The organism is Aliiglaciecola sp. M165 (assembly GCF_007197995.1).
In the GTDB taxonomy this organism is placed as follows: Bacteria; Pseudomonadota; Gammaproteobacteria; order Enterobacterales; family Alteromonadaceae; genus Aliiglaciecola.
The window spans coordinates 428023-442811 of the sequence record NZ_VKKH01000006.1 but is presented as its reverse complement, the minus strand read 5'-3'; the positions used below and the strand labels follow the sequence as shown (position 1 = coordinate 442811).

The 14789-nt window shown below is 38.8% G+C and carries 13 protein-coding genes; 1 reads left to right on the top strand and 12 read right to left on the bottom strand.

Features of this window, described 5'->3' with window-relative positions; genetic code table 11:
• Positions 1-206 precede the first annotated feature (206 nt).
• Positions 207-3716, top strand: coding sequence for a 6-hydroxymethylpterin diphosphokinase MptE-like protein (locus tag FM019_RS13850; RefSeq protein WP_143836531.1), 3510 nt, complete (start codon positions 207-209; stop codon positions 3714-3716).
• Positions 3717-3729: 13 nt separating this feature from the next.
• Here FM019_RS13850 and FM019_RS13845 read toward each other — a convergent pair whose 3' ends face one another.
• The 12 genes from FM019_RS13845 to FM019_RS13790 form a co-directional block, all read right to left on the bottom strand.
• Entirely contained in the window at positions 3730-4587 is an 858-nt protein-coding gene (locus FM019_RS13845; protein ID WP_143836530.1) for a sulfotransferase, read from the bottom strand.
• Positions 4588-4589: 2 nt separating this feature from the next.
• The gene (locus tag FM019_RS13840) at positions 4590-5546 is read right to left on the bottom strand and encodes a Gfo/Idh/MocA family oxidoreductase (protein WP_143836529.1); all 957 of its coding nucleotides are present in this window, start codon (positions 5544-5546) and stop codon (positions 4590-4592) included.
• Between the two features lie 13 nt (positions 5547-5559).
• On the bottom strand, positions 5560-6525 hold the full coding sequence (locus FM019_RS13835) for a Gfo/Idh/MocA family oxidoreductase (protein ID WP_143836528.1): 966 nt from the start codon (positions 6523-6525) through the stop codon (positions 5560-5562).
• Positions 6526-6586: 61 nt separating this feature from the next.
• Positions 6587-7633 carry a nucleotidyltransferase family protein gene (locus FM019_RS13830; protein ID WP_143836527.1) on the bottom strand — a complete coding sequence of 349 codons (1047 nt, stop codon included), beginning with the start codon at positions 7631-7633 and terminating at the stop codon, positions 6587-6589.
• Positions 7634-7822: 189 nt separating this feature from the next.
• Positions 7823-8581: an oxidoreductase gene (locus FM019_RS13825; RefSeq protein ID WP_143836526.1), complete on the bottom strand. Its 759-nt coding sequence runs from the start codon at positions 8579-8581 to the stop codon at positions 7823-7825.
• Positions 8574-9269 (bottom strand): cytidylyltransferase domain-containing protein, encoded by a 696-nt coding sequence (locus tag FM019_RS13820; RefSeq protein WP_143836525.1) that lies wholly within the window; start codon positions 9267-9269, stop codon positions 8574-8576. Before FM019_RS13820 ends, FM019_RS13825 begins: the two co-directional genes overlap by 8 nt.
• The gene (locus FM019_RS13815) at positions 9266-10249 is read right to left on the bottom strand and encodes a Gfo/Idh/MocA family protein (RefSeq protein WP_143836524.1); all 984 of its coding nucleotides are present in this window, start codon (positions 10247-10249) and stop codon (positions 9266-9268) included. Before FM019_RS13815 ends, FM019_RS13820 begins: the two co-directional genes overlap by 4 nt.
• Positions 10250-10342: 93 nt before the next feature.
• Entirely contained in the window at positions 10343-11419 is a 1077-nt protein-coding gene (gene neuB / locus FM019_RS13810) for an N-acetylneuraminate synthase (RefSeq protein WP_313901699.1), read from the bottom strand.
• Entirely contained in the window at positions 11419-12087 is a 669-nt protein-coding gene (locus FM019_RS13805) for a PIG-L deacetylase family protein (RefSeq protein WP_143836523.1), read from the bottom strand. Before FM019_RS13805 ends, neuB begins: the two co-directional genes overlap by 1 nt.
• Complete coding sequence (gene neuC, locus FM019_RS13800) at positions 12084-13259, bottom strand: UDP-N-acetylglucosamine 2-epimerase (protein WP_143836522.1); 1176 nt, start codon at positions 13257-13259, stop codon at positions 12084-12086. Before neuC ends, FM019_RS13805 begins: the two co-directional genes overlap by 4 nt.
• Positions 13249-13881 carry an HAD family hydrolase gene (locus tag FM019_RS13795; RefSeq protein ID WP_185969290.1) on the bottom strand — a complete coding sequence of 211 codons (633 nt, stop codon included), beginning with the start codon at positions 13879-13881 and terminating at the stop codon, positions 13249-13251. Before FM019_RS13795 ends, neuC begins: the two co-directional genes overlap by 11 nt.
• Positions 13871-14782, bottom strand: a complete 912-nt coding sequence (locus FM019_RS13790) for an ATP-grasp domain-containing protein (protein WP_143836520.1) — start codon at positions 14780-14782, stop codon at positions 13871-13873. The genes FM019_RS13795 and FM019_RS13790 overlap by 11 nt, the downstream gene beginning before the upstream one ends.
• Between the last annotated feature and the right edge of the window lie 7 nt (positions 14783-14789).

Here is a 14789-nt window from a genome sequence, read left to right as displayed (position 1 = left end):
AACTTAATAACAATAATCTTCATAGCCATAAGAAGGAGCTTCTCTAGTTTGCGACAAAGAGCTGCTATTTGCTTTAAAATTAATGCACAGCTATTGTGTGGCATTGTTTAGGTCAAATTTCTGTCACTTAAACAGGCCTAAAAATTGCTTTCTGTAGACTGACTCTGACTTCTTTTAATAGTGAACAACAAGACGTAACCAAATTTATGTTAAAAAACATACGCCTGCACATTGATAGTGATGAAGAAAAACAAAAGAATCTAGATGAATCTTTAGCCCGCATAATCCTAGAAACCCATGGCAAAAATATTAATAGTTTTGAAAGAAATATTCCGTCTTTGCTGAAACAAGTCAAATCTCCAAAATTGCAAAACCATTCTCTATTTTACAACGTTTTTGGAGAAGTAAATATCGTTGATTATGGTATTGGACGTACCTTATATGGTTTTCATCCACGACAAGAGGTCAAAGAGCAGGTAGAAGAGTTCTTAACGCACGCTCCCAAAATATCCTTGCTTGAAGACAATAAAAGCTTAACTTCATTCCATGTTGAAGCTAATAAAAGCTTAACTCACAGTAAGGGGTACCTTAGCCGAATGAGCTACTCCTCTTTGCCAGAATCTATTGATTGTTTGGTAGTTTTAGGATGTGGTCTTGGAATACATTTAGTTGAATTGATTAAAGCTAGAAAAATTAAATATCTAATCGTTTATGAACCTGAAATACAATACTTTCAATGCTCAATTCTTATTACCAAGTGGCACGAAATTTTTGACATTGCAAAACGAAACAAAACGCAGTTGTTTTTGCAGATCGAAAAAGATAGCAGGAGTCTAGTCGCAGACATTGATGAATTAACCCAATATGATGATATACATCATTTTTATTTGTACAAACATTATAACCACCCCGTATTCAATAACGTGTTTAAAAATTTAACCCAGAAACAATGGTCTACTATTAAAGAACGCGGAGTCACGTATGAGCTCTCTGATAATTACAAAAACTACGTTCCACCCTGGACACCAAACATCAACATTGCGAACTACACTGACTGTAATTCCAAAGCATCTATATTTACTAATAACCTCCTAGCTTTCAAAAAGTTTTTTCCAGACATTTATCGCGAATTCAAAGACTATAAACCTGAAATTTGGTTGCCAATTCAAAACGATAGAGGCGATGTGAATGTTGTTCAATCTGATTCGATGACACCTTGGTACTCAGATAACTCTAGAGAAGATTGCGCTATTAATTTCGAAAACTACAGTCAACAGCCACATAAAGATGGTTTGATTCTAGGTTACAGGGGAACTAAGCTTGCGCACTATTTACATTACAAGTTTGTTAAAGAGACTGAAGAACTTTTAAAAGAAGCACAGAATGAAGCTGGCATACTCCCTGAGAACATAGCATCAATAATTGTTTTCGGCATTGGTGTGGGGTATCAGCTAGAGACATTAGTGAATCAGCATTCAGTTGAAAAGTTATTTGTATGCGAACCGAATAGAGATTTTTTCTATTCCTCTTTGTTTGCGATTGACTGGAGAGCTATTTTAGAAAAAATTGACGCAACTAATGCTAGGCTTTATATCAACGTGGGAGATGAAGGCTCCCACTTATTTAAGGAATTGCTCAATCAATTCCATTCTATCGGCCCTTATATTCTCAACAATACATATTTCTACCAAAGTTACTACAATGCGTCTCTAAACTCTTCAATAGCGCAATTGAGAGAACAATTACAAATCGTGATTTCGATGGGTGAATACTTTGATCACGCATATTATGGCATTGCTCATACTAAGGCAGGGTTCAATAGAGATTTGCCAATTTTGGGAAATTCCCCGAGTAGTAAATTAACTTATGAAGACAAGGAAGTACCTGTTTTTATCGTCGGAAATGGACCATCTTTAGACATGTCCATCGACACAATCAAAACGTTTAAAGAACAAGTCATAGTCGTTAGTTGCGGCACTGCTTTGCAAGCGCTTCGCCGTCATGGGATAACCCCTGACTTTCATGCAGAAATAGAACAAAACCGCACGACATTCGATTGGGCGGTTTTGATTGAAGATCGCCAATACCTTAAGAATATTACATTAATTTCTTGCAACGGTATTCACCCAGATACATGTGAATTGTACAAAGACGTCATGATTGCATTTAAAGAAGGAGAATCTTCAACCGTCTCCGCTCTAAACATTCTTGGCACAGAGAATTTTGAAGTACTTCAACATGCTTTTCCAACCGTCAGCAACTTTGCCACTAACTTAGTAACTGTACTCGGCTTCAACAACATCTACTTTATGGGAGTTGACTTAGGTTTTTTTGACATTAAACATCATCATTCGAAGTCCTCTGGATATTATCAAGAAGACGGAAATGAAACATATGATTATGCTAAAAAGAACAATACTTCATTGATCGTTCCTGGAAACTTCCGGCCGACAGTAAATACAAAACACGAATTTAAACTATCTAAACAAATCATTGAACAAGTCATCCACCGAAGTAGCAAACGGCAAGAGTTTTTTAACTGCAGCGACGGGGCAAAAATTATTGGCGCTACGCCTCTTTCTTTAGACAATTTGATAGTAATATCAAGTACTAAACAGAAACAAGACTCATTAAAAAGGCTCAAATTGTCGGTGTTTACCACTGAATTTAATAAGAATTTTATCGGGCGTTTTGAAGCTAAATACTCTAACCAAATAATGGAGAAAGAGTTAGATAAACTTATTGATAGACTCAATCAGAAGGTAGACTCTATAAAGCAGGCCAATCACCTTATTAATTATCAAAAAGAGTTGTTATTTTCTTCCTATAAAAAAGGAAACTCATTACTTTTCTACTATTTGTATGGAACGATCAATTACGCAAACGCTGTGTTAACCAAGTTGGTAAACAACGGAAGTGAAGAACAATCCCTTTCCTGTTCATTCAATGACGCAAAAGATGCCTGGTTGAAAGCCTTCGAGGAAATTTCATGCTTGTTATCGCTGAGAAGGCAAGATGATTTCGATAGCTCATCATTTCAACCAATGCTCAGGGAGCTAAAAAGCTTAAAACACAATTACCGACAAAGCAGTATTCTCTTTGTGTCAAACTCTCCTAGTTTTCGAGCATGTATTGAATTTATTATTGAAAAACAATTACCATGGATCGAGCAAGTAGACATTTTAAGCTTTAATGATGCTTTGGAACTCAAGCGAGAGCCAGATTACATAATTTACGATCATATCTCCCCGTCAGAAATAGTAAAAAAAGGTAATAAATATACAATTGCAATTCTCTCTCATTCCGCAGAAGTATCGGCTTCATACCATGATATTTGTTACATGTTAGTAACGGAGATAGAAAATGCATCCACTTATTTAGGTCCTGTATTGCTTGCCCAAGCAGCAACTTTCGCATGTCTAAGTGAGCAAAATTATGATCTTATTGTTCCCAAACATATTGCACTTGAAGGCACTAAGCTGAGTAATTGCGATGTCGACATACCACTTGAGAACTACCAAGCTTATGATAATTTACTATATGTAGGCGTTCATGCTCGGCCAGTTGCGAGTCAACCATTGAACCTACACAATAACGAAAGCAGAACAAAAATAATTATTGGAAAATTACAGTGTAAGCACTTGTTGTACAAGTTTATGAATGAAGATGAATTAGAAACATATCAACATAAAGTGAGAAATATAGTTTGTAATTGATTAAAACATTTGTCTACAGGTAGCCTAGCTTAGCCATTTCATCATGACAGTTAATTTTTATCTCATGTCGCAGATCGTCAGGCAGCTCAATTTTTCTTGATTCCACAGAGTTATCTACTGCAATGAGATTTTTGTCGAAACTTGAGTTACCAAACCACGGTAATGAATAGTCTTTTAAAGTGTTAATATTCGGATTAATGTTGACTTCTAAAAATTGAGCCAACGCTTTACTGACAGCAGATTTGTCAGAGATAAAATCCTCAAACCGAACAATAAACAAATTATCTTTGTTGCATTCAAGCAGTCGATTCGCGCCTCGCTTCCATGAATGAATGTATTTACTAGCGGAAGATGCTAACTTACCTTCCATGAATCCCCGGCATATTAACGATTGAATAACGCTCATAGGATTCCGTACAATATTTATCACTTTTCCATCTACTTGGTCTATGAAAGCATTAATATTATGCTCACACAACGTGACTTTAGTGCCGACATATCGATCCTTTTTATTTGCCATTGCCGCAAAACTGTCGAAAATGATATCTCTATAATTTTTAGTTTCTCTGACATTAAAATCTAGCCTGTAATTCTCTTTGATTTCAGCCAATAACCGCCCTACGTCTCTTTCTTTAGCCGCGAAAATTGTGTCCAAGTTTTTACTAATTGATTGACGAATAGCTTGCTTGTCGGTCAAAGATAGTTCAACGAGAAAATCAAGAGGATGTTCGACACCATGTTGATTTCTAAATAAAACTGTTGCCCTGTCACGATGCACTGTAATCTCGGTTTGTGCATCAAGAAAGTTCGCAAGGAGTGATGTACCTGAGCGCATCTGACCACTTATTAGCAAGGGCTTGAAAGAGTGCATCGCTAAACACCCCCTTGTTCTAGTTCGTAATTGGCCATTTGATAATAAAGATTCATATTAAGAGAATGATCCGAAATCCGGCATAACTTTTTAGTAATTCCACGCAAAAAAGACTCAGTTTGCTTGTAAAGACCTGGTTTATAGAGTTCGTCTAGTTTGTAATCAATGTTGACACTTTCTATTTTGATAGAGCCCAACGTTTGAATTTGCAATTTTTCCATTGGTCTGAATATATACCGGCACTGATTGGTTAATACCTCAAGGCTCCACCTACCAGGTGCATTCCAATTTCCATAATATGCGAAAAGTGCTCTTTTTTCCGTTACTCCGGCGCCCGCAAAGCTAGCGCCAGATTCGTGCCAATCCGTTTTGTCTTTGACGAAACTGCTAATCTGTGTAGGACGCCCCCCTAAATGGAACGCTAAATCAACAACATGACTTGTATTGCCGATAAAACACTTTGACTTTATCTTTGGCGATTGTTTCAAGTCTTTTACTACATGTCCCCACTCTGTAATTTCGTAATTAAGGGAACTGACTCGACCATCATTTTCAATCATTGACTCCGCCGCAATAACAGAAGCATAAAAACGCCGATTGTATGCAACATACAATTCACAATTTGCTTCTTCGGATGCAGCTTCCAGTGACTTAATATCTTGGATGTTCATTCCACCAGGTTTTTCGACAAGAATTGACTTCACACCTGCATCGATTAGATTAAGTGTTAAATCACATAGACATTCCATACCTGAAGCAACAATTGCATGATTTGGAAGAGAGGGATTTGAAGCCAAAAATTTTGCTAACCCTCCGGAAACCACCTTTTGCGGATATTTTGACCCAAAAACGTTTGCAGAATATTGGCTTCTAGTAATACAAATAAAGTCTCTATCGAGAGCCTGTATTACTTTGGCATACTCCATACCCATTGGCCCTGCACCAATGATCCAAATCATAGGAACTCTCGCATTAAGAGATTGGACATAAAGTAAACTTCCCAGGGCTCACAGTTTCAAAGTAGTCAGTAAACGCTCTAATATAATGTCGATGAAGCTTCGCTGACTCAGCGTACGTTGGCAAACTGCAAGTACCTAACGTAAAAATTTGGTATGCAATAGTATGAGTCATCTTGCTTTGCGGTTGCAATTTGAATTCAGCTGGCAGCCCAAAATTTTGATTGTTTTCAAACTGCTCCATTTTTTGATTGACTTCGTCTATCACAAATCTTTTATTTTTAGTTTGAATATTCAATCTAACACTTTGGGCTTCCTGCTTGTTGGAGCAATAAATATTGAGCTTATTTTCGCCAATATTGGCTTCCATTTCGCCAAAGACTTCATAGCAGTCTTGACGTTTTGTTTTAACATATTCGAGGTCAAACGATTGACTTAATCCATCCAGTTCGTGTTCTCCAATCAAAAAAGCAAACAAATCCAAAAAATGTATTCCATTGCAAGCTAAGCCAAATAAATTACCACTTACACTCATAGTAACGGGAGAATGGCCTTTTATTAAACGCCTAATATGCTGATATTGTGCGTTAGATCGTCTGGCACAATTCACCCAGGCTTTTGTTTTGTGGGTGGCAAGCAGTGTTTCTACTTCATCAATGTGTTCTAAAGATTGAAAAATGACTTTCTCGAATATTACTGCAAGTAACTCATTTGATTCTTGAAGCTGCTTGTAAACACCAAATCTTTGATTCGCATTTGTTGCAATTATAGTTAAATGAAATAAACCGTTAACGGGCATTTTTTGGCTGAAAGATACAGTGACGATGTGATTTGGTATTTCTTCTAAACGAGATCGAGCGGTGTTCAAAGAAGCAAGGGATGGGTCAACAACGGTAATCTTGTATCGATGTCGAGATAATGCTAATGCTTGTAAATGACGGCTCCCTATTTGACCTGCGCCTATCAATAGTATTTGTTTCACCGGAAGTACCTACTGCGTCGATTTCAATTGTTCAAACTTATTACACTTCAATAAAAACGACTTATAAGTTTTGAACATCAATCTGGGCCTTCTGAAAGTCATCTAATCTTCCAATATCTAACCAATAATCTAAAATTGGATACACAGCGACGTCGTTTTCACGACTGATACTAAGTTCTAAAAGCGTCGTCATATCAATGTATTGCCCTTTTGATACCATTTCTAGCAACTCTGGAGAAACAACATAGATCCCTGCGTTAACAAAGTGTTGTGATGTTGGTTTTTCTTTGATTCCAGTAATTTTATATCCATCTGTTTCTATTACACCATAAGGGATCTGTTGCTGATATTCACGCACACACATGGTCGCTTTAGCCTGGTTTTCTTGATGAAATTCAAGCAATTTATCAAAATCAATATTTGTTAGTATATCCCCATTCATAATGACTATATCATCTTCCAGCGAAGATTTAGGTAACAAACCAAGTGCGCCAGCGGTTCCTAAAGGAACTTCTTCGTGTACGTAGGAAATGTTGACTCCCCACTTTCTGCCATCACCAAAGTAGTCCCGTATTTTTTCAGGCATGTAATGTGTAGATATATAAAACTGAGTAAAACCGGCATCAGCAAAATTTTTAACAGCTATTTCCAACAACGGACTCTCTCCAACTTTTAACAGCGGCTTTGGACAGTTGTTAGTGAGTGGACTCAAACGAGTACCAAATCCACCAGCCATTAGTAATACAGCGTTTTTACGAGTGGGCCTTTTTACCAAATGATGGAAAGATACGAGATCTTCAACAATGTAATCTTCTGAAACAATTGGGACAGAGTTGAGCATATACCGTTCCATCAAATCAATCAGTTGACGTTTGCTTGTCGAACGCTTCGCAACTTTGGGTTGGCGACTCATGATTGATGCTATTGGTGTTTCCATACTGACGTTATTTAACATTGCGCGTCTTATATCACCGTCTGTTACAGTTCCCAAAAGCTGGTTTTTATCTGTTACCACCAACGCTATTTTTAAGCTCGATTGATTAATTCTATTGAGTGTATCCCGAATTGTATCGGTCTTACTCACGCACGTGTCATACCAGTTTTTCATAGCCTTACCTGATAACAGACCTTAAATAATAGTTTCGTTCTATATCGCTTTATCGGACAGAAACTCTAAAAATGAAGTGATCTACTAAAAATTCAATATTACATGCGTGTGATCTAGAAAATTTTTAGCATTCGCTCAACCCAATTTCTCTATTGTTGATGCAATTATTTTCGCTTCAAATAAACGTATTTATAAACTGAAGCCATCATCAACAACTATGTTTTGCCCACGCACGTATCGGGAGTGATCCGACAAAAGAAAAAGCACGCTTCCCACTACATCTTCTCTATCTAACATTCCCTTACTCGCAGCCTGCTTCTTATATGCTTCTAAAAATGAATCTGGTTGACCTTCAATTATTCCGCCAGGACTGACGCAGTTGACCCTAAAATCACTGTGTTTGACATAGGATGATACGTATTTAGTAAGATGTACAATGGCGGATTTAATCGCGGCATACTCAACTGGCATTGTCATGGAAGTTCCACGATAAAGCTCGAATCGCGGAGCTATGAATCCATAGATTGACGAGAAGTTAATTATTGATATAGGTTTTTTGCTTGACTCAAAGTACCTTGCAGCTTGCTGCATTATAAGGAAAGCCGACCCTAGGTGCATTTTTAAATTTTGGTTAAAGTCGCTTAGCTTTACGTCTAAAAACGAAGCCCCATAAGCTGCGTTTCGTGGATAAGTACAATTCACTAATCCATCAAAATGAATTGATCCGTTAAAAATTGCATGAGTAGATTTCTCACAAAGAACATCAATAGTTTTTAATGTCAACTTTCCCCCCGATGCAATCAATTCAAGTTCAAAATCACTTTTCATTTTTAGTTGATTAACGTCAGCAGCAACCACTGAAGCACCCTCTTTCAAAGCTCCACGTACTACTTCACTTCCGATTTTTCCGGCAGCCCCAAGCACCAAAATGGTTTTTCCTTTAAGCATTTTGCATTTCCTTCAAAATGGCTTCGGCAAGCTTGAAATCATAAATATCATCGATATCAACCGCTCTCACTTTAGGTACGACTATTGATGTTACATCACCTTCAAATAATGCACTGTGGGCCATAATATATGATGGTGACGATGTATAAACGACAGTTGTAATATCAAAAACTTTTGGCGTATCTTGCCTGCGAATAGGGCTATTAGACAGTGAGTTAACAATTTTAACACTACCACTTTGGTCCCGCACAACCATATTAAAGTAAGGGCTCCTAGATGCCTCTGTGACAGAAATACATACATCGGCTTCGCTGTTTTTTAATTTTTCAAGGCTCGCTTCGACATCACTTGGAATACGCAACGGACTCGTTGCAGGAAGACTTACAAAAAAATCAAACTCACCGATATTGCGTCTTACCCACTCAATAGCGTGCTGCCAAGACAACCATTCGTTGCTTGAATCCGATGCGAGTTCTTTCGGCCGAGGAATCACTTCTGCACCGCACTTGATAGCTTGCGTTGCTATTTCCCCATCTTCAGTCGAAATAAAAACTCGATCTATCGACTTTACTCTTTGAGCGGTTTCAATGGAGTATTGAATCAGTGGTTTGCCTTCAAGTAATTTAAGATTTTTTCTGGGCAGACCTTTAGACCCACCTCTAGCAAATATAAATGCATAGGTTGTCATAGCTTTTTTCCATACGTCGATAGATGTTTGATTCGTTCGATCAATTCTACCGTTCTGAATGCATCATCCACAGCCACACAATCATTCTTTTTTTGCGTCACTTTGGCAAAAAAATCAACTAGCATTTTCAGATACATGGAGTTGCTTTGCCAATCTTGTACTTCAAAAATAACTTCGCTAGAACAGAAATCGTGCAACTCAACGTGGTTTTGCGCTATATCCCAGTCTAATCTCCCTTTTTCGCCGATAATGCTGCAATGTCTTTGAGCTTTGCACTGCACAAAATCCATATGCAAGTTGAACACTATGCCTTGCGAATTAACCATAACTATGTCTGCTATCTCTTCAACGTTGAGATCAAACTTTCGCGTGTTTCTTAGTTGCGAAAAAAGTACATTGAAATCTCCAAATAACCAACGTAAATAATCAAGCTCATGGCTGAGTTCAAGCAACACTCCTCCCCCCAATGATGCATTTGCGGATACAGAGTTTTGGTAGTCAATAGGTCTCCAGTCCGATAATAATTGGCCAACATTTACTGAAACATTGTAGATTGTGCCTAAACGATCCTGTTCGATATAAGCTTTCACAAATTGCATAGAGGGCGCATAGCGTAGACAGTATCCAACTGCTACTGTCACTTCGGACTGGTTTACAACATCAAGAAATTTAGATGCTTTAGAGAGGTTCGATGAAATAGGTTTCTCTATCAAAATGGGAATTCTTGCCATTACCAATTTTAGAGCGTGCTCAATGTGAAACGTTGCTGGAGAAGCTACAATAGCCGCATCCGGTCTCATTGAAATCAGCTCTTCTATGTTTGAAGCTATTTTATCTGCATTTGTAATTCCTGATGGTTCTATATTGCGTTCTCTAGTGGGCATCACGATAATACAAGACTTAGGAAACAATGCACGTAAGTTCTTCCGATGGCGGTGACTAATATTTCCCAATCCTATCACAGCCAACTTTTTAAACATTTCTATGAATACTCTCTTGGAAGTAAAAAATCGTTGTAAACAAAAGATGCTCTGTTATTTAAATCTACACATCAATTTAACGAAACCAGACTCTTATTCGTCAATCAAGTCACCAGCTTTATATGATTTCTTCGCCTTTTGCCCTATGTACGACCAGTAGTTAGACGGCTCAATCCCGGTTCCAGGCCGTTTAATAGCGATGTTATTTCCATCGAACATACCCCCCTTTACTATGTCAGTTGCCGCAACCAAGCTTTTTCGAGCAACAGGTTTATTCTTTATTTCAGGGAATCGTGGACACTTTATACCATTTCCCATGGCTAATTCCACGTCGCGAATCGCCCTAGACATTGCTTTAAATTCATTAGGCTCCAAAGACGCTTTGTGGTCCGGACCGTCCATCGTTTTATCTAAAGTAAAGTGTTTTTCCAATACTTGAGCGCCTTTAGTAACCGCAGCGATAGGAATTGTTGTACCTAAGCTATGGTCAGAGTATCCAACGGACAATTTAAAACTCTGGGCAATAGTATCCATGGCATTCAAATTAATATGCTCTATTGGAGCAGGGTACTCGGTTGTGCAGTGTAGGATAGTGACTTTTTCACGCAGCGCCTTCTGACCTGCAGAACAAGTGTAGGCTGCTGCGAATGCGTCAAGTGAAGGTAAAACTTCATCGCTCGATATATATCCAAATGCCAATACCTCCAATGCTTGCTCTATCTCTGCAATTGTTGCCATCCCCGTTGATACGATTACATCTAGCCCGGATTTTGCGTGCTCTAGTATAAAAGGTAAATTAGTCAGCTCTCCTGAAGCGATTTTCAGCCTCTTAATGCCCAATTTTTTAATTAGGAATTCCAAACTCTCTGAGTCAAACGCCGAAGACAAAAATTCGATCCCCAATTCATCACAGTACTTTGAAAGTATAAGGTGTTCATCTTGAGTCAGTTCGAGCTCGCGCAGCATGGCCAGTTGGCTTTCACTTTCAAGCGTATTTTCCATCTGATAAACAGCTTTGGAGGCCTGTTCGGTCGCTAAATTGACAGCTTTGAATGACTGGAATTTAACGATGTCCGCACCTGCATCAAATGCAGCTTTTATCGATTTTTTAGCAATATCAAGGCTTCCGTTATGATTGACACCAATCTCAGCGATAATAAGACAACGCATTATGACCAAACCTTTTTTAGCAGCATAAACGCTTCACTTGCAATAACGTTAGCTTGCACACCTCGGACTTTTGCTAGAGCGTCGACCGCTTCCAAACTCCTCGGGAATGGGAATTCACCTAGCTCACTTTGGTATAGAGAAAGAATTGTTTTTTTCTTCTCGAGAAAACCGTCGATATTGACATAGTAGTTTGGACTAAACACGTTGCCGGGTTTAAGACAAAAATCAGTTTCCGACAACGTCTCATATGCAAGGATTTCTTGTATTGAAGGCATTCTGAACTGTTTTGTAGCCGCTACACTAGCGTCGAAAACAACTTCGTGATCACTGTGAACGTCATTCCTGTATGGTATATAGAGTATTTCAGGGCAAACTCGTTGGATGGCTTCACTAATCTTCCCAACTAATTCTCTTTTGGGGATTTCATCAAGACTTGCCGGTGAATATGAAAGCTGCATGCGAGACAAAAAATTGTACTCATGAGTGACGTTTTCAATCACTTCTTGTCTTTTCAACTTATCATATTGCGAATAATCTGATGAGGCACTCATATCGGTCACAATAAGCCAATGCAACTCGTCTTCGTTTGCCCTGTGTTTAAGCAGTGTTCCACCGCACCCAAGTGTTTCATCATCCGGATGCGGCGCAATAACCAGTACTTTACTCATTTACCAATCAACTGTTTTTTAAAGTGCCACTTTTTATAGTCTGCGGGCTCTATAGATGCTAAAAACGACACAACACGTTTTGCCGCAAGACCATCTCCGTAGGGGTTTACTAATTCCGCCACATTTTGCCTGTACACTTTATCTAAAGACGCTTTTTCGATGGCGCATACTATTTTATCGACATCATGCTCAACAAATTCAACATTTCCTGCATTCAAACGTCCTTGTTGACGATGACCTACATTGACAACAGGCAATTTGTACATAGGTGCTTCAAGTAAGCCCATACTGGAATTCCCTACAAGGGCTTTAGCATGCCGAAGCATGTTTACGAAGATATTTCGTGGCAATGTTTTTGTATAAAAAAAGTTATCGTTTTGGTGTGCTTGAATAGCTTTCTGTACTTGGCAACTGCCAGGGTCTGAATTCGGTTGAATAACCACGCATTTGAAACCATTTTGTTGACAAAATTTCTCCGTGGCTTCTAGCGCAATTTTCATTTGAGAAAAAGCCTCTCCAATTTCACTAGAAAGTGGATGTTTTATTAGCACGATAAAATCCTTCAAATAAAAACCAAGGTGTTCACTCACATCCTCCAAAGATAATTCGGCTTCATTAACAATGTTATCTAGTCCTGGAGTTCCACTAAATTCAATACGCCACTTTTCTTCACCCAATTTTATAAGATTTTGCGCATACAAATCTGTTGTTGTGAAGTGAACATGAGCAAGCTTACTAACGGCCATGCGAATAGGATCATCAGCATTACCGAATACAGGATCGCCCCCCCCAATATGTACTACAAGCACGCCCATATAATTGCCAACAATCGCAGTGGCGATACTTTCCTCGCGATCACCTACCACAAGGAGCATGTCAGGTTTAACGCGTTCAACAGTTTGACTCAACCCCATCACAAGTGCAGCAACCGCTTTCGGTCTTTGTGTCAGCCTGCTAGTAGAAAACAATGTATCTATCCGTTCGACAATCTCAAAACCGTCCTCGATAATTTTATCTACCGTATTTCCATGCTCTAGACTTAGATGAGCTCCCGAAGCCACTATTCTTAGGTCGAATTTTTCATCTCTGTTTAATTGTTTTAAAACAGGATACAGAATATCGTATTCGGATCTGATACCCGTCACGGCTATAACTTTTTTATTAGCTTTCATTCGTGGCTAACCACTCTGGTAAATTGAGAAGATCTTTTGTTTTGTTTATGTTCGAACATCCGACGTAATAAGTTTGCATATTAACCGAGAGAGCCCCAAGAATATCGTTCTCCCAATTGTCACCCACCATTACAGCGTTTTCGGGGTTCACTTCTAAATCTTCACATATTCGGAGAAATGCTCTAGGGTGAGGCTTTTCGAACTCAATACCGCAACTTCGAGCATATTGGATACTGTCAACTCTGGTCGCGAGATTTAAGCATGCGACCTTATTCTTTTGAACTGAAGTGACTCCATTAGTTAGAATACCGACTTTCTTGCCTTTTGATTTCAAATCAGTCAACAGTGTTTCTACCCCTTGTCGAACTGAAATAGAAACAGTAGCGGATTGATAAATCTCAAAAAGTACGTCGTGGCTTGCTTTGTCATGCAACCCCAAAATATCTAAAAGTGTTAAGAGTATATCACCCTTCCCCCGTCTTAATTGCGCAGCAGAGAAATCAGGAAATTCTTTTAACTCAAGACCTTGCATGCTGGCAAAAACGCGTAAAACACTTTTAAGATAAAGTGTTTCATCATACAGCGTGTCATCCAAATCAAAAATGATTGCCTCAATCGACACTAAATACGTCCTTATACTGGCGATACATTTTCATACCAAAGTTAATTTTGACGTTTGGATTTATTGAGCGGTTGAAAAAGAAATTATCAACCAGTAATGGAATCCAATTTTCAGTTGCAGCCATCCCTAAACTTGATCCGCCTCCAAAACGAACGTTAACCTCTATGAACTCTATCGAATCGTGCTCAACAAAGCACTGAAAATTTACGGGCCCCAAAAACTGGTATGAAGACGCCAATTTTTTAATGAATTCGAAAACTAATGGCTCGTCGACCACCACACCTGACGTTGATTTGCCTTCTTTTATCATTAACCTTTTTCTAGGTACGCAATAAACCAAAGCTCCTCGCGAATCAAACAAACAATCGACAGTATATTCATCCCCGTGAGCGCACTTTTGACTCATAAATCCCTCGGGAAAGTAATGTTTTTCAATATTTTGGGGGTCAACAAATACCACACCTTCACCACCTCGTCCTATCCTCGGTTTGAAGACGGAATAGTCAGAATCGAGCGATGCTATTGGCGCGGGTATACCATTTTCTATAAACGCCTGATACGTAAGCCATTTATCATTAAATGTTTTTACTACATCAGGCTCTGAAACAACTACAATTACTCCCAAGCTAGCGTAGTACTCTTTGCGCGTCGCCCACCCCAATAACATTTCATCAAAAGTGGGAATAACGACATCAACTTTGGTTGCTAGTAGAATTTGCTCTACCTTGTCCCACAAGTTCGCATCGTCAACAGTGGGAAACTCTACAAAGGTGTCGGCTAAAACAGCCCCCGCGGAACGATGACTAATATCAGATGCTACGCAATGGTGACCCGATGATTGGATGGCTTCGATTAAATAGCCACTTGTATAACTGCCGACTGCCTCTATGAGAATCTTCAAAATGCAA

Coding starts and splice junctions, on each gene's coding strand:
- FM019_RS13850 (WP_143836531.1), top strand. CDS start 207: ATGTTAAAAAACATACGCCTGCACATTGATAGTGATGAAGAAAAACAA.
- FM019_RS13845 (WP_143836530.1), bottom strand. CDS start 4,587: ATGCACTCTTTCAAGCCCTTGCTAATAAGTGGTCAGATGCGCTCAGGT.
- FM019_RS13840 (WP_143836529.1), bottom strand. CDS start 5,546: ATGATTTGGATCATTGGTGCAGGGCCAATGGGTATGGAGTATGCCAAA.
- FM019_RS13830 (WP_143836527.1), bottom strand. CDS start 7,633: ATGAAAAACTGGTATGACACGTGCGTGAGTAAGACCGATACAATTCGG.
- FM019_RS13825 (WP_143836526.1), bottom strand. CDS start 8,581: ATGCTTAAAGGAAAAACCATTTTGGTGCTTGGGGCTGCCGGAAAAATC.
- FM019_RS13820 (WP_143836525.1), bottom strand. CDS start 9,269: ATGACAACCTATGCATTTATATTTGCTAGAGGTGGGTCTAAAGGTCTG.
- FM019_RS13815 (WP_143836524.1), bottom strand. CDS start 10,249: ATGTTTAAAAAGTTGGCTGTGATAGGATTGGGAAATATTAGTCACCGC.
- neuB (WP_313901699.1), bottom strand. CDS start 11,419: ATGCGTTGTCTTATTATCGCTGAGATTGGTGTCAATCATAACGGAAGC.
- FM019_RS13805 (WP_143836523.1), bottom strand. CDS start 12,087: ATGAGTAAAGTACTGGTTATTGCGCCGCATCCGGATGATGAAACACTT.
- neuC (WP_143836522.1), bottom strand. CDS start 13,259: ATGAAAGCTAATAAAAAAGTTATAGCCGTGACGGGTATCAGATCCGAA.